The organism is Pseudomonas sp. TH32, assembly GCF_016650855.1.
GTDB lineage: Bacteria > Pseudomonadota > Gammaproteobacteria > Pseudomonadales > Pseudomonadaceae > Aquipseudomonas.
On the sequence record NZ_JAEKFA010000002.1, the window covers coordinates 1,578,624 to 1,596,983 of the forward strand.

The 18,360-nt window shown below is 60.1% G+C and carries 17 protein-coding genes; 5 read left to right on the forward strand and 12 right to left on the reverse strand.

Features of this window, described 5'->3' with window-relative positions:
- Nucleotides 1-22: 22 nt before the first annotated feature.
- Together JFV30_RS10865 and JFV30_RS10870 are read right to left on the reverse strand one after the other, a co-directional pair.
- Entirely contained in the window at nucleotides 23-484 is a 462-nt protein-coding gene (locus JFV30_RS10865) for an LEA type 2 family protein (protein WP_201123603.1), read from the reverse strand.
- 13 nt (nucleotides 485-497) lie between these two features.
- The gene (locus tag JFV30_RS10870) at nucleotides 498-1,925 is read right to left on the reverse strand and encodes a nucleobase:cation symporter-2 family protein (protein ID WP_010165549.1); all 1,428 of its coding nucleotides are present in this window, start codon (nucleotides 1,923-1,925) and stop codon (nucleotides 498-500) included.
- 235 nt (nucleotides 1,926-2,160) lie between these two features.
- Between JFV30_RS10870 and JFV30_RS10875 the strand changes: the two genes are divergently transcribed.
- On the forward strand, nucleotides 2,161-3,786 hold the full coding sequence (locus JFV30_RS10875) for a methyl-accepting chemotaxis protein (RefSeq protein ID WP_201123605.1): 1,626 nt from the start codon (nucleotides 2,161-2,163) through the stop codon (nucleotides 3,784-3,786).
- Between the two features lie 148 nt (nucleotides 3,787-3,934).
- Here the strand turns inward: JFV30_RS10875 and JFV30_RS10880 are convergent, their stop codons facing one another.
- From JFV30_RS10880 to JFV30_RS10900, 6 genes are all read right to left on the reverse strand, one after another.
- Nucleotides 3,935-4,912, reverse strand: coding sequence for a 2-hydroxyacid dehydrogenase (locus JFV30_RS10880; RefSeq protein ID WP_201123607.1), 978 nt, complete (start codon nucleotides 4,910-4,912; stop codon nucleotides 3,935-3,937).
- A complete protein-coding gene (locus JFV30_RS33085) occupies nucleotides 4,912-5,616 on the reverse strand; it encodes an MFS transporter (protein ID WP_342215088.1) in 705 nt (234 codons plus the stop codon). Before JFV30_RS33085 ends, JFV30_RS10880 begins: the two co-directional genes overlap by 1 nt.
- Nucleotides 5,544-6,206 (reverse strand): MFS transporter, encoded by a 663-nt coding sequence (locus JFV30_RS33090; protein WP_242487051.1) that lies wholly within the window; start codon nucleotides 6,204-6,206, stop codon nucleotides 5,544-5,546. The genes JFV30_RS33085 and JFV30_RS33090 overlap by 73 nt, the downstream gene beginning before the upstream one ends.
- Nucleotides 6,207-6,261: 55 nt before the next feature.
- Nucleotides 6,262-7,206, reverse strand: a complete 945-nt coding sequence (locus tag JFV30_RS10890; RefSeq protein WP_201123609.1) for a sugar kinase — start codon at nucleotides 7,204-7,206, stop codon at nucleotides 6,262-6,264.
- Nucleotides 7,199-7,981, reverse strand: a complete 783-nt coding sequence (locus JFV30_RS10895; RefSeq protein WP_201123611.1) for a sugar phosphate isomerase/epimerase family protein — start codon at nucleotides 7,979-7,981, stop codon at nucleotides 7,199-7,201. The genes JFV30_RS10890 and JFV30_RS10895 overlap by 8 nt, the downstream gene beginning before the upstream one ends.
- Nucleotides 7,982-8,070: 89 nt before the next feature.
- Nucleotides 8,071-9,135 (reverse strand): LacI family DNA-binding transcriptional regulator, encoded by a 1,065-nt coding sequence (locus tag JFV30_RS10900; RefSeq protein ID WP_342215089.1) that lies wholly within the window; start codon nucleotides 9,133-9,135, stop codon nucleotides 8,071-8,073.
- Between the two features lie 247 nt (nucleotides 9,136-9,382).
- On the opposite strand from JFV30_RS10900, the gene JFV30_RS33095 reads away from it, so the two are divergent.
- The 4 genes from JFV30_RS33095 to JFV30_RS10915 all read left to right on the forward strand — a co-directional run bounded on the left by JFV30_RS33095 (nucleotide 9,383) and on the right by JFV30_RS10915 (nucleotide 15,311).
- Nucleotides 9,383-9,922: a hypothetical protein gene (locus JFV30_RS33095; protein ID WP_242487052.1), complete on the forward strand. Its 540-nt coding sequence runs from the start codon at nucleotides 9,383-9,385 to the stop codon at nucleotides 9,920-9,922.
- 1 nt (nucleotide 9,923) lies between these two features.
- Complete coding sequence (locus JFV30_RS33100) at nucleotides 9,924-10,628, forward strand: hypothetical protein (protein WP_242487053.1); 705 nt, start codon at nucleotides 9,924-9,926, stop codon at nucleotides 10,626-10,628.
- A gap of 169 nt (nucleotides 10,629-10,797) precedes the next feature.
- Complete coding sequence (locus tag JFV30_RS10910) at nucleotides 10,798-12,813, forward strand: hypothetical protein (RefSeq protein ID WP_201123613.1); 2,016 nt, start codon at nucleotides 10,798-10,800, stop codon at nucleotides 12,811-12,813.
- 233 nt (nucleotides 12,814-13,046) lie between these two features.
- The gene (locus JFV30_RS10915; RefSeq protein WP_201123615.1) at nucleotides 13,047-15,311 is read left to right on the forward strand and encodes an autotransporter outer membrane beta-barrel domain-containing protein; all 2,265 of its coding nucleotides are present in this window, start codon (nucleotides 13,047-13,049) and stop codon (nucleotides 15,309-15,311) included.
- A gap of 60 nt (nucleotides 15,312-15,371) precedes the next feature.
- Here the strand turns inward: JFV30_RS10915 and JFV30_RS10920 are convergent, their stop codons facing one another.
- The 4 genes from JFV30_RS10920 to JFV30_RS10935 form a co-directional block, all read right to left on the reverse strand.
- Entirely contained in the window at nucleotides 15,372-15,833 is a 462-nt protein-coding gene (locus tag JFV30_RS10920) for a hypothetical protein (protein WP_201123617.1), read from the reverse strand.
- 267 nt (nucleotides 15,834-16,100) lie between these two features.
- A complete protein-coding gene (locus JFV30_RS10925; protein ID WP_201123618.1) occupies nucleotides 16,101-16,700 on the reverse strand; it encodes a LysE family translocator in 600 nt (199 codons plus the stop codon).
- A gap of 55 nt (nucleotides 16,701-16,755) precedes the next feature.
- Nucleotides 16,756-17,595, reverse strand: coding sequence for an AraC family transcriptional regulator (locus JFV30_RS10930; protein WP_201123620.1), 840 nt, complete (start codon nucleotides 17,593-17,595; stop codon nucleotides 16,756-16,758).
- 75 nt (nucleotides 17,596-17,670) lie between these two features.
- Nucleotides 17,671-18,312, reverse strand: a complete 642-nt coding sequence (locus JFV30_RS10935) for a DUF1345 domain-containing protein (RefSeq protein ID WP_010165569.1) — start codon at nucleotides 18,310-18,312, stop codon at nucleotides 17,671-17,673.
- Nucleotides 18,313-18,360: the final 48 nt, after the last annotated feature.

Here is an 18,360-nt window from a genome sequence, read left to right on the forward strand (position 1 = left end):
GTGGCGAGGCTCTCCGTGATCGTTACCAGGTGGCGGTGTTGGGCAGGTCCAGAGTGCCGCGATCCACAAAGCGCATGGTGCCGAACAGCCCACCCGCCAGTTTCCCGCGCAACACATAAGGCAGGTTATTCAAACTCTGGGTCTGGCTCAAGCCCAGGGTCTGACGCAGCACGGAAAACGCCGAAACACTCACCGGCACCGTCAGCACGGTCTCCGAAAAGCGTGGGATGGAACCACCCTGGTCACTCACCCCCGACGCCAGGGGCCGGCCATTGACCTCCAGGTCCAGGGCCACGCCGCTGTAGTCGATCGCGGTCTCGTTCGGGTTCTGCACCCGCAGCTTGACCGCGAACCGCACCTCAAGGTCCTGGCTTTGCAACGGCTCGATGCCCACCACGTTGATGTTCACCGGGTCGCGGTTGGGGAACAGCGCGCAGGCGCTCAGGCTGAGTAGCAGCAGTGACAGGACCATGAGCTTGCGCATAAAACGGGTTCTCCTATTTCGTGACGTCCGGGTCCTGCATCACCTTGAGGGTGGAGGCTTCCGGATCAAATTCATCTTCTTCCAGTTCTATGAACTCCTCAGGCAGGAAGATGTTCAGCACGATAGCGCAGAACGCACCCACGGTGATCGGCGACTCGAAGATGTTGTGCAGCGCCTTGGGCAGTTCGCGCAGCACTTCCGGCACGGCCGCCACCCCCAGGCCCATCCCCAGGGAGATGGCCACGATCAGCACGTTGCGCCGGTGCAGGCCGGCCTCGGCGAGGATTTTGATCCCGGCCACCGCGACGGTGCCGAACATGATCAGGGTCGCGCCGCCCAGTACCGGCTTGGGCATCAGCTGCAACACCGCGCCAATCATCGGGAACAGCCCCAGCAGTACCAGCAGCCCGGCAATGAAATACGCCACATACCGGCTGGCCACGCCGGTCAACTGGATCACGCCGTTGTTCTGGGCGAAGGTCACCATGGGCAGGCTGTTGAAAGTGGCGGCCATCACCGAGTTGAGGCCGTCAGCCAGCAAGCCGGACTTGATGCGCTTGATGTACAGCGGGCCCTTGACCGGCTGTTGGGAAATCATCGAGTTGGCCGTCAGGTCCCCGGCCGCTTCCAGGGGCGAGATCAGGAAGATCACCGCCACCGGGATAAACGCCACCCAGTCGAACGAGAAACCGTACTTGAACGGCACCGGCACGCTGATCAGTGGCAACTGGGGCAGGGCGGCCAGGTCGACGCGGCCCATCCACCAGGCCACGGCAAAGCCGAGTGTCAGGCCGATCACGATCGAGCCCAGGCGCAGGAACGGGTTGTTGAAGCGGTTGAGCACCACGATGGTCAGCAATACCAGGGCTGCCAGGCCCATGTTGCCGGCAGCGCCCAGGTCGCTGGCGCCATAACCGCCGGCCATGTCGGTGACGGCCACCTTGATCAGCGACAGGCCCATCAAGGTGATGATGGTGCCGGTGACCACCGGGGTGATCAGTTTGCGCAGTTTGCCGATGAACTGGCTGAGCACCACTTCGATAAACGCCGCGAAGAAGCAGATGCCGAAGATCGTCGACAGGATTTCATCAGTGCCGCCGCCCCGCGCCTTGACCATGAACCCGGCGCTCAGGATTACGCTGATAAACGAAAAACTGGTGCCTTGCAGGCACAGCAGGCCTGAACCCACCGGGCCGAACGTGCGGGCCTGCACAAAGGTGCCGAGCCCCGACACAAACAACGCCATGCTCACCAGGTACGGCACCTCGCTTTCAAGGCCCAGCACGCCACCGACGATCAGCGTCGGGGTGATGATGCCGACAAAGCTCGCCAGCACATGCTGCAGGGCGGCGAATATCGCGGCGCTGAAGTGCGGGCGGTCGTCGAGGCCGTAGATCAGGTCGGATTTATAACGGGGGCGAGGGGTTTGAGCGTCAGACAAAATACGGGCCCGGGTAGGAAAAAGGAGGCGCAGGATGCCAGAAAGTGCCAGTTGTCAGAAGTGTGAAAAAATATTTCGAAACATCCCCCATTAAATCCTCAAGCCTGCCGATATCTCTTATAGGCCCACATACCTATTACAACAGTGGTGCCAACCGGTCAGAAAGGCGCGTTGACGCACACTGACCGTGTCGCGGCAGGGATGCTCGCAGCCACTACTTCTGAGAGCGCCCCCTATGTCCCTCCGTCAGCTGAATATCGCCCCTCGAGCTTTCCTCGGTTTTGCGTTTATTGCGTTGCTTGTCATCGTCCTGGGGGTGTTTGCGGCCAACCGCATGACCCTGATCCGCCAGGCCTCGGTGGACATGGGCGCGAACCAACTGCCCAGCGTCGGCTATCTGGCCACCATGACCGAAAACGTCCTGCGCCTGCGGATATTGTCGTTTCGCGTCCTGGTGAATCGTGAGCCGGCAGCGCTGGAGGAGGCACAGACCCGTATGGGGGTGCTGGAAGGCAAGGTCAAGACCGCCCAGGCTGCCTACGCCGCCATGCCGGCCGGCGATGAAGAGGCTGCGCTGTACAAGACGTTCGCCCTCACGCTCGATAATTACCTCAAGGCTCAGGCTGAGATGGTGAGCTTCTCGCGGCAGAACAAAGTGGAAGAGATGCGCGCCTTGATCAACAGCCGCATCAAGGACGGTACCGACCAGATGGGCGAGCAACTGAATAAGTTGATCGCCATCAATGCAGCAGATGCCAAGCAGGCCGGTGACGAGGCCGGGAAAAGTTATCAGGACGCCATCACCGGGATCATCGCTGTCTCGGTGATTGCAGCGTTGATGACCGTGTCGCTGGCATGGCTGCTGACCCGCAGTATCGTGACCCCGTTGCGCAAAGCCCTGGAAGTTGCCGAAACCATCGCTGGCGGTAACCTGAGCACAGTGATCGAGGACGACGGCAAGGACGAGCCCGCCCGCCTGATCGGCGCCTTGGCCGCGATGCAAAGCAACCTGCGCCAGACCATCCAGCACATCGCCGGCTCGGCCACGCAGCTTGCGTCAGCCGCAGAAGAACTCAGCGCCGTTACCGAAGAAGCCTCCAAAGGCTTGCAACAACAGAACAACGAAATCGACCAGGCCGCCACGGCAGTGAATGAGATGACCGCCGCAGTGGAAGAAGTGGCGCGCAATGCGGTGTCCACCTCCGAGGCGTCCAGCCAGTCCAACCAGGCCGCGCGGGAAGGGCGCGACCGGGTGGTGGAAACCGTGGGTGCGATCCAGACCATGACCCAGGACGTGCAAAACACCGCCGTGCTGATTGAAGGCCTGGCCACTCAGGGCCGTGATATTGGCAAGGTACTGGACGTGATTCGCGCAATTGCCGAGCAGACCAACCTGCTGGCCCTCAACGCGGCGATTGAAGCGGCGCGTGCCGGTGAAGCCGGTCGTGGTTTCGCGGTGGTGGCGGACGAAGTACGGGCCCTGGCCCATCGCACTGCGCAGTCGACCCAGGAAATCGAAAAAATGGTCGCCGGCATCCAGAGCGGCACCGGTGAAGCCGTGCAGTCCATGCAGCAGAGCAACCAGCGCACTCAAAGCACCCTGGAAATGGCGCGGGCTGCCGGTGTGGCGCTGGAGCAGATCACCCAGTCCATCAGCCTGATCAACGAACGCAACCTGGTGATCGCCAGCGCCTCGGAAGAGCAGGCCCAGGTGTCCCGCGAGGTTGACCGCAACCTGGTGAACATCCGCGACCTGGCGACCCAGTCGGCAGCGGGTGCCAACCAGACCAGCGCCGCCAGCCACGAACTGTCGCGCCTGGCGGTGGATTTGAACGGGATGGTGGCGCGGTTCGTCATCTGACCTGAAATGCGATCAAAAATGTGGGAGCTGGCTTGCTGTGGTGAGCGGGCTTGCCCCGCGCTGGGCTGCGAAGCAGCCCCATCAATCTGGAGTGAAGCCCCCTCACCACAGCAAGCCCTCTCCCACATTGGTCCTGCGGCGTTTTCAGTCAGTGTTTCCAGGCAGCCGGGTTCACCAGGTTCTTCGGTTTTTCACCCGCCAGCGCCGCCAGCAGATTGTCCACCGCACACCGCGCCATTGCTTCCCGCGTCTCGTGGGTGGCCGAACCGATATGCGGCGTGGCCACCACGTTGTTCAGGCGCAGCAACGGCGAGTCATGCTGCAGCGGTTCGCGTACGAACACATCCAGCCCCGCCGCGCGAATCGTGCGTTGTTGCAGCGCCTCGATCAGCGCCGCCTCGTCCACCACCTTGCCCCGGGAGATGTTGATAAAGATCGTCTCCGGGCCCATCAGGGCGAACTCTTTGGCGCCAATCAAACCTTCGGTTTCTGCGGTCAACGGCAACGTCAGGCAGACAAAGTCGGCTTGCTGGAGCAGGTCTGGCAGGCTGCGGTATTCGGCGCCGAAACGCTGCTCTACCGCAGGCTTTGGCGAGTGGCTGTGGTAGATCACCGGCATGCCAAAACCGAAGTGTCCGCGCTGGGCCAACGCTTCGCCAATGCGGCCCATGCCGATAATGCCCAGGGTCTTGCCGTGCACATCGCTGCCAAAATGCAGCGGGCCGATGTTCTGGTTCCAGTTGCCGGCGCGCACCATATTGGCCAACTCGACTACCCGGCGAGCGGTTGCCAGGATCAGGGCGAAGCCGGTATCGGCAGTGGTTTCGGTGAGCACGTCAGGGGTGTTGCTGAGCAAGATGCCGCGCTCGGTCAGGTAGTCGATATCGTAGTTGTCGACACCGACCGACACGCTGGCCACGGCCTCAAGGTTCGGCGCCAGATCCAGCAGTTTGGCATCCAGGCGCAGGCTGGCACCGAGCAACCCTTGGGCCGTCGGCAAGGCCTCACGCAGTATTGCCAGGCCGCTGTCATCCAGTGATTCGATCAGCGTGACCTCGGCCTGCTCATGCAGGCGGGCCATCAGGGGCGCAGAGAGTTTTTTGTAGAGCACGACAGACTTTTTCATCAGGTCTTTACCTTCAATTCAAGGGAATGCAGCGGGGCGCGTTCGCGGTCACTGGCGCCGGGCTTGAGAAAGATCGTCAACACCACCGACACCAGCAGCGCACCGCTCATCAGCAGGTATGACGCGCCGGGCGAACCGGTGCTGCTGTTGAGGTAACCCACCAGGTAGGAGCCGCCGAATGAACCGAGGGCGCCCATGCTGTTGATCAGCGCCATGGCGCCGCCGGCGACGTTGGCCGGGAGGATCTCCGGGACGATCGCAAAAAACGGCCCGTAAGGCGCATACATGCAAGCCCCGGCGATCACCAGCAGGGTGTACGACCACCAGAAATGTTCGGCGCCGAGCACGTAGGACGCATAAAACGCGATGGAGGCGATCAGCAGCGGCGGCCACACAAAGCGTTTACGTTTTTGCAGCTTGTCCGAACCCCAGGACACCACCAGCATGCCGATCACCGCCGCAAGATACGGCAGCGCCGACAACCAGCCGGCCTCGACCATGTCCATCTTCAGGCCGGCCTTGAGGATCGACGGCAGCCACAGCACGAAGCCGTATACGCCAATGCTCCAGCAGAAAAACTGCAGCGCCAGGATGATCACCTTGGGCGAGCGGAAGGCTTCGGCGTAGTTTTTCACCGCCTTGATGCCCACCTGTTCTTCGGCGAGGGCGGTTTCCAGGTCTTTTTGTGCTGGGCGCTCAGCCACTTGGCGTCGGCGGGTTTTTCGTCCGCCAGCTTCCACCAGATAAACGCCCACAGCACGGCCGGCAAGCCTTCGATGATAAACATCCAGCGCCAGCTGAAATGCTGCACCAGATAGCCCGAGACCACCGACATCCACATCATGGTCACCGGGTTGCCGAGGATCAGGAAGGTGTTGGCCCGGGAGCGTTCGGCGCGGGTGAACCAGTGGCACAGGTACACCAGCATCGCCGGCATCACGGCGGCTTCGACCACCCCGAGCATGAAGCGGATCACGATCAGCATGTAGGCGTTGGAGACCATGCCGGTCAGGGTGGCCAGGCCGCCCCAGAGGATCAGGCTGACAAAAATCAGTTTTTTAACGCTGCGCTTTTGCGCATAGATCGCCCCCGGCACCTGGAAGAAAAAGTAGCCGAGGAAGAACAGCGCGCCGAGCAATGACGACATGCCGGGGGTGATCATCAGGTCTTCGGCCATCCCGGAGGCGGCGGCAAAGCCGTAGTTGGCGCGGTCCAGGTACGCCAGGCTGTAGGTGATAAACACGATGGGCATGATGTACCACCAACGGCGGGTGGCGAGTTTCAACGGTTCCATAAAGTTGCTCCTGAGCTTGTTGTAGTTGTGGCAACAGGTAACGGGGTGATGCTGATTAGCCGGCTTTCTGGGTGTGGGGCAGGTCGGTCCTGAACGGCAAGCCTTCCATGTCGCCACGGCTCTGCACCGCCCGGCTGCCGATCCAGTTGCCGCGCTGCACGGCCTCGACAAAACTGAGGTTTTCCAACAGCGCGCTGATCATGCCGACCGCAAACCCATCGCCGGCGCCTACGGTGTCGACCACCTTGGCCACCGGCACGGCGGCGACGAAACCCTGGTCCAGCTGCGTGCGGTAATACGCGCCATGAGGGCCGAGCTTGATAGCCACGGCTTCCACGCCCTGGTCCAGGTAAAACGCGGCGATGTCGGCCGGGTCTTCAAAACCGGTGAGCAAGCGGCCTTCGCTCAGGCCCGGCAACACCCAGTCCGCCAGGCAGGCGAGGGCGTTGATTTCGCGGATCATGCGTTGCTCATTGGCCCACAGGGACGGGCGCAGGTTCGGGTCGAAGGACACGCTGCGGCCCGCCTCGCGCATTTGCGTCATCAACTGGCGCGACAGCTCGCGGGTGGCGTCCGACAGCGCCGGCGGAATGCCGGTGGCGTGCAGGTGCCGGGCTTGCAACAGCTCGGGCCTGATCGCCTCCACCGACAAATGGCTGGCCGCCGAGCCACGGCGGAAGTATTCCACCTGCGGGTCATCGCCGGCTTCTTCACGGGACTTGAGTTGGAAGCCGGTGGGGTGCAGCGGGTCGACCGCCACATGACCGCAGTCCAGGCCTTCGTTCTGCAGGGTGTCCACCACAAAACGGCCGAGTGAATCGGCGCCCACGCGGCTCAGCCACGCCACGTTGAAACCCAGGCGCGACAGGCCGATGGCGACATTGCTGTCGGCTCCGGCAATGCGCTTGTGAAACTGCGCAACCTGAGCCAGGTCGCCGGTCTGCTCGGCGACAAACATCGCCATGGTTTCACCAAACGACAGAATATCGATCTCAGACATGGGCATTCTCCACGCGGGGCTGGCCAAGGACGGCGAGGGCGGCGACTTGTTGCGCAGTGACCTGTACCAGGTCATCACCTTGCAGGGGAAATTCCACGGCCCGGGTAATACCTTGAGTCATGTGCTTCAGCAGTTGTTCCCACAGATGCAGGTCGGCGGCGCCCGGCGGTAGCGCCACCAGCTTGCCGTCGGCGCGCCGGGCCACGGCTTTGCAGTGCAGGTAATCCACATGCCGGCCCAGCAGGCGTGCGGCGGTGGTCGCGGATTGGTCCTGCCATTGCCAGTTGCCGATATCGAAGGTCATTTTCACCGGTACCGCCAGGCGTTCGACTTCGTTGAAAAACCGCTGCATCGGCTCGATGCGCCCGCCGTGCAGGGTCTGGTCGTTTTCCACCAGCAGCTTCACCGGATGACGGTTGAGCAAGGCGCTCAAGCTGTCCAGGTCGTTGGTGTCGGTGAAATAACCCAGGGAGACTTTCAGCCAGCGGGCGCCGAACGCCCGGGCGCGGTCGAGGGTGGCGGCGAGTTCGGCGTTGGGTTGGGAGCGGCCGGCAACCCAGAGTTCCAGGGGCGAGGAAAACACGCATTCCAGGCCGTGATCCGCCGCGGCTTGGGCCAGTTCAGCGGGCTGTTCGGTGGTCAGCAGCTCTTCACGCCATTCGATGCGTTGCGCGCCGGCCCGGGCCAGCACTTCAACGAAATTCAGCTGGCCACGATCGCGGACCACGTCGGCACCGTAGCTGGAAAGACTGATGGAAACGGGGTATTTGTGCATTGTTGTTTACCTCTGAAACCGGTTTCATTTTTGTACGCAAAATAAACATGTGGGAGCTGGCTTGCCTGCGATGGCGGCGTGTCGGTCGACTACTGTTTCGCCTGAGAAGCCGTCATCGCAGGCAAGCCAGCTCCCACAAGGGATTGGGTCGAGCCTCGGATAATCAATTGCGGCAGAAAATCCAGGGTGCGTGTCGGCGCTGTGTCCCCGCGCAACCGCTTGAGCAAACAGTCAAACGCACTGGCGCCGATAGCTTCTGTGGGCTGGGCGAGGGCGGTGATGCCGCTGCCCACCAACGGGTACCAGTCCAGGTCATCCAGGGCGATCAGGCCGACATCTTCAAACAGGTTGCAGCCCAGTTCTTTCAGCGCACGGGTGCACGCCAGCGCGGCGACGCCGTTGGCGCAAAACAGGGCCTTGGGGCCAGCTTGAGGCGTGGCGAGGAAGGCTTGCAGGCGGGCATTCAGGTGGCTGTCGATCTCCAGCACGGCGCCGCTTAACGCACTGCGTTGGCTGATCTCGGCGTTGAAACTGTCCAGGCGTTCCAGCCGTGAGCTGGTGCCATCGGGCGCTTCGCTGACCAATAACAGGTCGCGGTAGCCTTGCTGTTCAAGGTGCTCAACCGCCATGCGCACTGCCACCGAGTTATCCAGCCCCACCAGGTCGCTGTGCAGTGGCTCGACCTTGCGGTCTACCAGCACCAGGGGCATTTCCCGTTGCAGTTCCAGCAACTGGTCAAGGTGATGGCCCAGGGTATTCACGATCAACCCTTCGATGTTGTAGGCGCGCAGGGCGGCCAGGTGCTGGCGCTCCTGCTCGTCGTCGCGGTCGGTGTTGCACACCACCAGGCTGTAGCCGTGTTGGCGGCAGGCGGTTTCCACACCGTGCATCACGGCAATTGAATAGGGGTTGCGGATATCGGCCACCAGCATGCCGATCAGGCGGGTGCGCCCGCGTTTCAGGCCACGGGCCATTTGGTTCGGGCGGTAGCCGAGTTCGTCGATGGCCTGTTCGATGCGCAGGGCAATGGCGTCGGAGAGCAGCGCGCGGTCGTCGCCGATAAAGCGCGAGACGCTGGCTTTGGAAACCCCGGCACGCTCGGCCACGTCGAGCATGGTTACGCGGCTGCGCTGGGCGGCGGAAAATGGAGTCACGGTAGCGCCTTTCTTATTGGAGTTGATGTTGCACTGAAACCGGTTTCAGAAAACACCAGCCAGGCCACTTCGTCAAGGAAATCTTCGTTCTTCCCGCCGCTAATATCCGACGAGCGGAGGGAATACCTGTTAGATCTGACAGTATCCGCAGCGTGGAGGGAGGTGTTCAATTGGCCCAACAGAACGGGTGCGCAGCCATCGACTAACGCACCGGCATGTGGCGGTTGTCTGAGTCATGGAGGTTTCTATGAGCATCCGTAAAACGGGGCAAACCGGTGGAAATGGGCCGGCGGGTCCAGGTGGCGTCCTTGCACTGGATGAACCCATCGTGATTGATGCATTGCCGGACGGGTTGGTGCCGGCAAGGTTTTATTTCGCCGACCTGGAAGTCGATATTCCAACACCGTGGGGATTTTTACCCGTCCCCGGCAGAGACCAGTATCTTGTATTTGAGTGGAATGTGCGGGGGGCCCGTCCCACCGACGGGCCACCTATCTTGCTGCCAAATCCAATGACCGCGGCAGACTTTCCCTACCGCGCACAAATACCTCAGTCATTCCTGCTCAGCAGCGCAATCGTCGATCTCAGATATCGCGTGCATGATTTCACCCCAAACGGTCCAAGCTTCGCCGTATCCGACATCGTGACCATCAGAATCGACCGTGACGCGCCTGGCGGAGGCGCGTTGCTGCCACCGGCCATTTTCCCCATCGACCCGATTACCGAAGCCTACCTGATTGCCAATCCTCAGGTGCCCATGGAAATCCCGGGGGTACCTGGGGCGTGAGGTGGGTGACAAGGTGCTGCTCTACTTTTCTGATATGGATTTGCTGCCTACCGGCGCACCCACCCTTGTTTCGTTGCCGCTGACCAGCGCAACTGGCCGGATATTTGTCGACGTGCCCAGTGACGTGTTCCGCCGTTACCCGGGAGCTCTGTTTCTTTTTTGCTTCTACCGATTGGAAGATCGTGCCGAAAACGTCAACCCACTGTTCTCGCAGGTGGCTCGGGTAGGGCTGCAAACCAGTCTTCCACCCGCCACTTATCCTCGGCCGAGTTACCCTCAGGCGCCAACAAGTGTCAGAGGGACCATGACCTGCGACAACCTACCGCCCATCTGGCTTGGGGTTGAGGTGTACGTAGCCCCTCACCCGGATATCCAAGAGGGAGATCTGGTGACGATGCGGTTTCAGGGGTACGGCCAAAACCCTGATGTCGATCCAGACCCCGCCATCATTGAGACCCTCGACCATTATTGGGATAGCGCCGATGAGGCATCGGGGTACAGCTTCTGGATTCTTGATGTCGAGCGTTTGATTCGTCCGTTGAAAAAGAATGCGGGAGGCGAGGCTAAGTACAGGGTGATCAGGAGAGGTGTCGATATGGGGCGGTCTTTTTCCAGGTTTGTGCAGTTCGATCGACTCGTGCCTAGCTCGCCGCCGCGGCCAGACCCGCTTTTTTGCTGGATTGACGGTAATAACCCAGAGCCTTGAGTCCTCGGCTTCAGGGATGTCTGAAGGCTTTTTTGAAGCGCATTTATTGGCCGAACGTCCTTCGGCCGGAGAGGCTGTGCCCAGGTTTCAGTCCCCGAGGGTGAATTCGGCCTGGTGACTTTGTGAGTATCAACGCGGCGCCTACCTTAAGTAGCAAGGAGAAACCGAAATGAGCAGCAACCCTAATGTCAGTAATACGCCAGCGCCTTTGTCTTTCGCGGCACCCACTATTCGAGAGGCGCTGGATGATGCAACAGGCCTTATTCCCGCCAGAGTTGCGCGTGTGGGAATAACACTCAACCTCACCGGGGGCGGGATCACACTGCCAACCGACTGGATGTCTGTCCAAATGCGCCTTATCACTTTTCCGGAGACACCCTTTGTCACGGTCGATGGCCCCTTCCAGGTTCTGACGCGGCCGATCACCCGGTTTATTCCGGTCTTCCCCCCTCAATTTACCCATGGTTTTTATGAAATCAAAAACACCCAGGCTCGTGACTCTCTCGGGTTGCCCGGCCCGGTCTTCGACGAATCGTTCATCGCTCCCTTCAGGGTCGACACCATTGCGCCCTATGCGGTCGCGAACACCCGTGAAAAGCCGGATGCTCCTATCTTCGCGAATGTGCCACCGGACACGGTCATCGACGATGTATTTCTCGTTGCTAATGGAGGGGTGGAGTTTACCATCCCGCCCAATACCTACAGCGGCCAGACTGGGCAGTTTGAAGTTGGCGACGTCGTCAATTTCTATTTAAGTCGGGAAATGTTTCCAACACCAGGGGATTTGCTGACTGGCGCAGGCTTGCCGATGACGGCGGCGGGCGCTACTTTTTTCGTGGTTGCGGCAGATATCCGCCTCCTCCTGGGGGGCTTGTGCTATGCGTTCTACACCATGACTGACCGGGCTGGTAACGAAAGTAGCCCGTCGAACATTGCTTTCCGCACTTTGGCATTGCTGGATGATCCGGTTCCCGAGGAGCCGTTTCTCCCCTTGGCTCCTGCGCCCAGAGGAGGCAGCACAGACGATTTGCTCGATATAGTGGATTACCAGCGAGGGATCGAAGCCTATATCGAAGAGTACATGGGCAATGCACCAGGGCTCGACCAGTTCGAAATGCAGTGGGAAATGGAGCCCTATAGCCCGCAGTCACGTCCATTGTCCACGTTCCCGGTGGTCTTCGACGATAATACGTACAATATGAACGACGCGATCAAGGCTGCGTATACGGCAACGCTTGGCCCGCAGACGGTGAGGGTGCATTACCGGATTGAACGCAATGGCATCTTTTACCCTTCTCCGGTTAAAACGGTGCGGCTTGACTTGTCGGTGGAAGGCCCCGTACTGGATCCCACCCTCGAGCCTGGCTCTGTGAACCCGGCACTGAATCTGGCACAAGTGTTTGGTACGGGCCCCACGCCTGTGTTGAACGAACTGCATATCGAAGACGCGGACCTGCCCGTCAGGATCGATATTCCACTTTGGACGATTGCTGCATTGCCCAATGCCAACCATCAATTCTTCTTGTTCTGGGGGACGTCCAAAGAGCGTGTCGGGCCTTTTTCCTTAAGCACGACGGCGCCTGGTGACACCGCTACGTTTGAAATTCCCTGGGAGGTGGTTGCCCGGCATGGCAATGGCTTTCAGGAGGTTAGCTATGTCGTGATCGGCCCCGGTACCACCAACGAAAACCCATCAGGGATTACGCGCGTCAACGTGATCGACGCTGTCACGGTGGTGCTGTTGCCTGCAACATTCAGGCACCTTGATGCTAACGGCCGGTGGTCGTGCGAGTCGTTGCTTGTCCGGACACCCGGTACTAGGCCTGTGCTCTATACCGAGCTTTTCATACCCGCCGACCCAAGGCTGGTAGTGGGGAATACCGTGACCGTGATGCTCACGTTGTGGAACGGCCCATTCATTCCGGTTCCGCCGTATCTGCCGGGTCCTTTCGAGGTGACGATTACCACTCCCCCGCTGACGCAGAATGATGTGGACAATGGTCTTATTGTTGAGGTGGATTACCGTCCCATCGTAGTCCAGTCGGTATACGGGCCTGCCGAGGTCACTTACACCACGGTAGTAGACACAGGAGCAACAGGGCGCGGCCAACTGGCCGGGATTGATACCGTGTTCTCGAGCCCTAACCACTTCTGCGACGGAGAACCCTCTCTTCCACTTCCGTAACTCAACCCAGTGATGAAACCACAAAAGGGAAGCATGGCTTCCCTTTTGTGCGTCTGACTGCTGCGAAACCTTTTTCCTACTCCTCCTATTGCCAATCACTTTTTCTGTTCGGATTAGTCCTACATCAATGGGTATCTCTGCTGCGTAATCTCTGCGCCGCACAGGGTGAGGCTCCATTCCGAGAGAACGAGCCAAACCGTTTTCAAAGGCTCAATTACAGAGAGTGATCCCCAATGTCAGTGTTAGCCAACTTCGAGCTCAATCCCTTGAGCAAGATGATGAAAGTTCCAACCATTACCTTTCTTATGTTTGCCGCCGTTCAAACGACGGCCCAAGCCGGTCAGCTGATTGGCGAATCAAAAATCATCGATGCCAGTGAGGAGAAAAATAACTGGCACCTGGACCAGAAGTCCGACCTGACACTTAACGGTGCGCGGGCACAACATATCCTTGTCAACGACTCGGCACTGATCGTCAACGCCGGCAGCCGGGTTGATGACATTCAGGCGATCCAGGGTTCCACGGTCAGCCTCGACGGGGCCACAGTGGAGTCGAACCACGCACTGTTTGGCGCCGTACGCCTGGACGACAGCTCTGCCGTTATCAGCAACAGCACGATCACCAGCAATGCCACGGTTGGCCTGCAAGCTTTCGAGTACCTGGGCTCGGCCCAGGGCGGGATTGCGCACGTATTCAACAGCACTATCCGCGGCGCCCTCGCTGGAGCCATGGCCATTGGCAACAGTGAGCTGAACTTCAACCGGAACACCCTGGTGGAAGGTACTGGCGCCGACAGCTTTGGCGTATTGATTGATGTCGCGACGGTCACTGCCAGCGAAAGCAGCATTGTCGGCGGCAAGAACGGGGTAGCATTCATCGACTCTTCCCATGGCGGTGCCGTGGGCAAACTGGTCCTGGATAACGCCAGCGTCGAAGGTCGCAGCGGTTCTGCCATTGTCGTTCAAGGCGAGTTCGGTTCGACCCCGGAAGCTGAAATCGATGTGCGCAACGGCTCCACCCTGACCGGCGGCAACGGCACGTTGCTGGAAGTCACCGGTGGGGGCGTGGCCAGCATGAACGTCGACAACAGCCGTTTGAATGGTAACGTCATCGTCGAAGACGGCAGCACGGCGCGCCTGAGCCTGCAGAACAATGCCGGCCTGACTGGCCAGTTGCAGAACGTCAGCAGCTTGAGCGTAGGCGACCGTTCGTTCTGGGAGTTGACCGGTGACAGTCAAGTGGGAGCCTTGAGCCTGGCCGGCGGCATCGTGAAGTTCGGTACTACCGATGCGTTCTACCAGCTCGACCTGGATAGCCTTGAGGGTAACGGTACCTTTGTCATGGGCACCGATTTTGCCCGGGGCGTGACCGACTTCCTGAACATTACGGGAGAGGCCTCCGGCAATCACAGCCTGTTGCTTGCGGCCAGCGGTGCGGAGCCGGTCAGCCCCGAAGAGATTCGTGTCGTGCACACTGGCGGCGGTGACGCCGAGTTCTCCCTGGTGGGCGACAAGGTGGATGTGGGTGCCTATTCCTACGGCCTGAAAAAAGACGGGACCGACTGGTTCCTCGACCCGAACAACCGCTCCATCAGCCCGAGCACCCGTTCAGTGCTGGCATTGTTCAACACCGCACCGACCGTGTGGTACGGCGAAGCCACCTCGTTGCGCACGCGTATGGGTGAGTTGCGCTTTGAGCCGGGCCAGGCAGGTTTGTGGGTTCGCGGCTATGGCAACAAGTACAACGTGGCCGACGGCAACGGGGTCGGCTACACCCAGAACCAGCAAGGTTTCTCCCTGGGGGCCGACATGCCGTTGGCCGACAGCCAGTGGCTGATCGGCGCCATGGTCGGTCACAGCAGCTCCGACCTGAACCTCAAGCGCGGTACCTCGGGCAACGTCAAGAGCTACTACGTAGGCGGTTATGCAACCTGGCTGGACGAGGAGAGTGGCCTGTATTTTGATGCGGTGGCCAAGCTCAACCGTTTCCACAACGAGTCCAAGGTTGGCTTGAGTGACGGCACCGGCTCCAAGGGCAAGTACGCCAACACCGGTGGCGGTCTGTCGGCAGAGTTCGGGCGTAACATCAAACTGGACGACGACTTCTTTGTTGAGCCTTACGCTCAACTGTCGACGGTGGTCATTCAGGGGGCCAATTACAGCCTGGATAATGGGCTGCAAGCGAAGGGTGAAAAAACCCGTTCGATCCTGGCCAAAGCCGGTGCTACCGTTGGGCGCAATATCCAGCTCGACAGCGGCAGTGTTGTTCAGCCGTACCTGCGCGCAGCCAGGGTGCATGAGTTTGCCAACAACAACAAAGTCGCCGTGAACAACAACGTGTTCAACAATGACTTGTCCGGTTCGCGTAACGAGTTTGGGGCCGGTGTTGCGGTGAAACTGTCGCAGAACCTGCAGTTGCATGCGGACTTTGAACACAGCAGTGGTCAGAAAATTGACCAGCCTTGGGGTGCCAACGTAGGCGTTCGTTACTCCTGGTAAGTCGTCGCAGATAAAAAAGCCCGTATCGAAAGATACGGGCTTTTTTGCGTTTGCTTGGGGTCAGCTTAAAAGGTCAAAGATGATTGCTAACGAATGCGGGTTGCCATGGGGATCTGTCTCGGTCTCTCCAATAACCTGCCCCTTGATTTTAATAATGCCCTCCACCAGACCCAGGATAACCAATTCTCCCTGGATGCAACGCACTGCGTAATGCTCCGTGGGAGACTTTACGGAATACCAGACCCTGACTTTTGTGAACTCGGAGTCTTCCAGCCGTATGATTTTATCCACTTCGATATCATCAGGGACTTGGACATAAAACTCCTTGATCGTGACCGAGTTGTCCGCGTGACGGCCGTTGATGACGTATATGCCTTGGTCGAAGTCGCGTACTACCGTCTTGGTCTGGGGGTACAGAAAAACTGAATTGACACTCACCGTGTAGAGGCCTTCGGCGGTAAGCGCCCTGGGCTGCAGCCGTTTTTGTTGGGCGGGGGTTAACTGTTGCGCTTGTGCTGACATGATCGCTTCTCCATCGTCGATGATTGTGCGAAAACCAGGGTGCAAGTCATTCTGGTCAGGCTATGAAATAGCAAGGTTGCCCGGCCTGTAAACTGTCAAAAGTAACAGTTTACAAAGCCTGTCTTCTGCGAGTGACTGACCCACCGCAATGTTGAAAGACTTGGGGTTATTAGACGCCGTTCCCGCGTGCTGTCTACTGGCATAAATGACAGTCTAAGAACTGTTTTTTAACTCCCTTTGATGCTAAGCGTCGTAGGTCCATCGCCCTTACACAATGACGCTCAACCACGTCGACCCCAGTAGCAACACCGCCATGCAGCGGTTGAACCGCTGCATGGCCCTGGCGGAACGAAACAGTCGGGTTGACCCGGCACCCAGCAAGGCCCAGGCGCCCAGGCAGGGCAGGGAAATCAAAAAGAACGCCAGGGACAGGTACAGCACGTGAGCTTGCCGCTCGTCGCCAGCACCCGCGAACACACTGATGACCGCCAGCGCCATCATCCAGGTTTTGGGGTTCACCAGTTGCAGGCTTGCGCCACCCACCAGGCCCATGGGTTTTTGTGTCGCGTCCGGGGTGATCGCCATCGCGGGGGCGCTGAATATCTGCCACGACAAATAGCTCAGCCAGGCCACGCCGGTCCATTGCAGGGCGGTTTGCACCTTCGGCAGCTGTGCGAGGGACTGGCCGAACCCCGAGCCCACCACTAATACAATCCCCGCCGCGCCGGCACAGGCGCCCAGCACGATGGGCAAGGCCGCTTTGAAACCATGGCGGGCGCTGTTGCTCAGCACCAGGATATTGGTGGGGCCGGGGGTGATGGAGGCGACGAAGGCGAACAACAGAAAAGGCAGCAGGGTAGGGAACATGGCAACGCGACTCCAATCAGCAGATCAATGAAGTCGATCTTCACAAGCCTGGCCGTTACCTGTCTGGAAGATTTGAGCAGCGCTTGCGGTAGGCAGCGGGTGTGAGGCCATAGGCCCGCACGAACCAGCGGCCCAAATGACTTTGATCGGCAAAGCCCAGGTCTGTTGCGACGTCGGCGGGTTGGGCGCCCCGGGCTAGTAAATGCCGGGCGCGGGCCAGGCGCAGTTGCACCAGGTAAGCGTGAGGCGGCAATCCGAACGCGCTTTTGAAGGCGCGGGTCAGGCGGAAGCGATCAACACCGGTCGCCAGGGCCAACTCGTCCATCCCGACGTCCTGTTGCAGATGGGCGTGCAGGTATTCCCGGGCCTTGTGGGCTACCAGCGGCATGCGTGGGTCTTCGCGGTAGCGTTGGCGCCACTGCAGCTGGTCGGTCAGGCGCTCCAGCAGTTGGTCGAGGGTGCTTTGGCGCACGATGCGCAGCTCGCCGTGGTGCAGGCTTTGAAAGGCGAGGCTGGTGGCCAGTGCCAGGCGCGGATCAGTGGTCAGGGTGCTGGCAAAGCTCAGTTGACTGTTGACCGGCGCTTCCTCGAACACGGCCGACACTTCCCGCTCCAGCCAATGCGGGTCGAGGTACAGCATGCGGTAGGTGAAACCCTCGGGCGTGGGGGCGTTGCCGTCATGGATTTCCCCCGGTTCCAGCAAAAACACTTGCCCGGGTGTGCTGTGATGGCGGGCCCGGCGACAGTTGAATTGCTGCACGCCTTGCTCGGTAACGCCCACCAGGAAACTGTCGTGCCAGTGCGGGTCGTAGGCGTGGCCCTCGAAATGCGCGCGCAGGGTCTCGATGCCGGTGTCGGCGTCTTGAGCCAGGTCGATCCAATTGTGCGCGGCCATAAAACACCGAGGGCGGGGAGGTTGTCGCCAGTTAGCGCCGGGGCGCCGGCTGGCGTCTAGAAGTTTTGTGCAACCTCAGCCGAACAGCCCGGCGGCGATGTTGATCGAGAACCCCAGGATCGCGGTGTTGAACAGGAAGCCGATCAACGATTGCCCCAGCACCACCTTGCGCAGGCCGCGGGTGGCCACGCCGACGTCCGCGGTTTGCACCGCCACACCGATGGTGAACGAGAAGTACAGAAAGTCCCAATAGTTGGGCGTGCGCAAATCCTCGGCAAAGCGCAGCGCCGGCTCGGGGCCGTCCCAGGTGTAATACAGGCGCGCGTAATGCACGCTGAAAATTACCCCGATCAGCAACCATGAACCGATCACCGTCAGGCCGGTAAATCCGTAGTGCAACAGGCGCTCGGTACTGCTCAGGTCCTTGCTGCCCACCAGTTCAAAGGTAATGGTCGCCAGGCTGGCAATCGCCGCGATGCACACCATGAACAGCACCAGGCTGGCGTTCTCGTCCTCGATCTCGGCGATACGCTTTACGTCGTCGGCGCGGGAATGGCTGGTGAGCCACAGCATCAGCACCAGGTAGGTCCAGACCCCGGCATTCCAGCCGATAAGGATTTTGCTGATGAGTGTATCGGCCGGAGCCAGGAGGCCCACCGCCAGGCCCAATACGGCGGCGCAGGACAGGCGAGGGTGGGTGCGGGCGAGGAAGGGCATGGGAACTCGATGGGCCAGGGTTTGCATTACCTTAGCCCACCTGAGTCC

What these genes read in the sequence shown, in the direction of transcription:
- JFV30_RS10925 (WP_201123618.1), bottom strand. Translation starts at nt 16,700, where the DNA reads ATGTTCCCTACCCTGCTGCCTTTTCTGTTGTTCGCCTTCGTCGCCTCC.
- JFV30_RS10880 (WP_201123607.1), bottom strand. Translation starts at nt 4,912, where the DNA reads ATGAAAAAGTCTGTCGTGCTCTACAAAAAACTCTCTGCGCCCCTGATG.
- JFV30_RS10895 (WP_201123611.1), bottom strand. Translation starts at nt 7,981, where the DNA reads ATGCACAAATACCCCGTTTCCATCAGTCTTTCCAGCTACGGTGCCGAC.
- JFV30_RS10890 (WP_201123609.1), bottom strand. Translation starts at nt 7,206, where the DNA reads ATGTCTGAGATCGATATTCTGTCGTTTGGTGAAACCATGGCGATGTTT.
- JFV30_RS10935 (WP_010165569.1), bottom strand. Translation starts at nt 18,312, where the DNA reads ATGCCCTTCCTCGCCCGCACCCACCCTCGCCTGTCCTGCGCCGCCGTA.
- JFV30_RS33095 (WP_242487052.1), top strand. Translation starts at nt 9,383, where the DNA reads ATGAGCATCCGTAAAACGGGGCAAACCGGTGGAAATGGGCCGGCGGGT.
- JFV30_RS10915 (WP_201123615.1), top strand. Translation starts at nt 13,047, where the DNA reads ATGTCAGTGTTAGCCAACTTCGAGCTCAATCCCTTGAGCAAGATGATG.
- JFV30_RS10910 (WP_201123613.1), top strand. Translation starts at nt 10,798, where the DNA reads ATGAGCAGCAACCCTAATGTCAGTAATACGCCAGCGCCTTTGTCTTTC.
- JFV30_RS10865 (WP_201123603.1), bottom strand. Translation starts at nt 484, where the DNA reads ATGCGCAAGCTCATGGTCCTGTCACTGCTGCTACTCAGCCTGAGCGCC.
- JFV30_RS10875 (WP_201123605.1), top strand. Translation starts at nt 2,161, where the DNA reads ATGTCCCTCCGTCAGCTGAATATCGCCCCTCGAGCTTTCCTCGGTTTT.
- JFV30_RS10930 (WP_201123620.1), bottom strand. Translation starts at nt 17,595, where the DNA reads ATGGCCGCGCACAATTGGATCGACCTGGCTCAAGACGCCGACACCGGC.
- JFV30_RS33090 (WP_242487051.1), bottom strand. Translation starts at nt 6,206, where the DNA reads ATGGAACCGTTGAAACTCGCCACCCGCCGTTGGTGGTACATCATGCCC.
- JFV30_RS10920 (WP_201123617.1), bottom strand. Translation starts at nt 15,833, where the DNA reads ATGTCAGCACAAGCGCAACAGTTAACCCCCGCCCAACAAAAACGGCTG.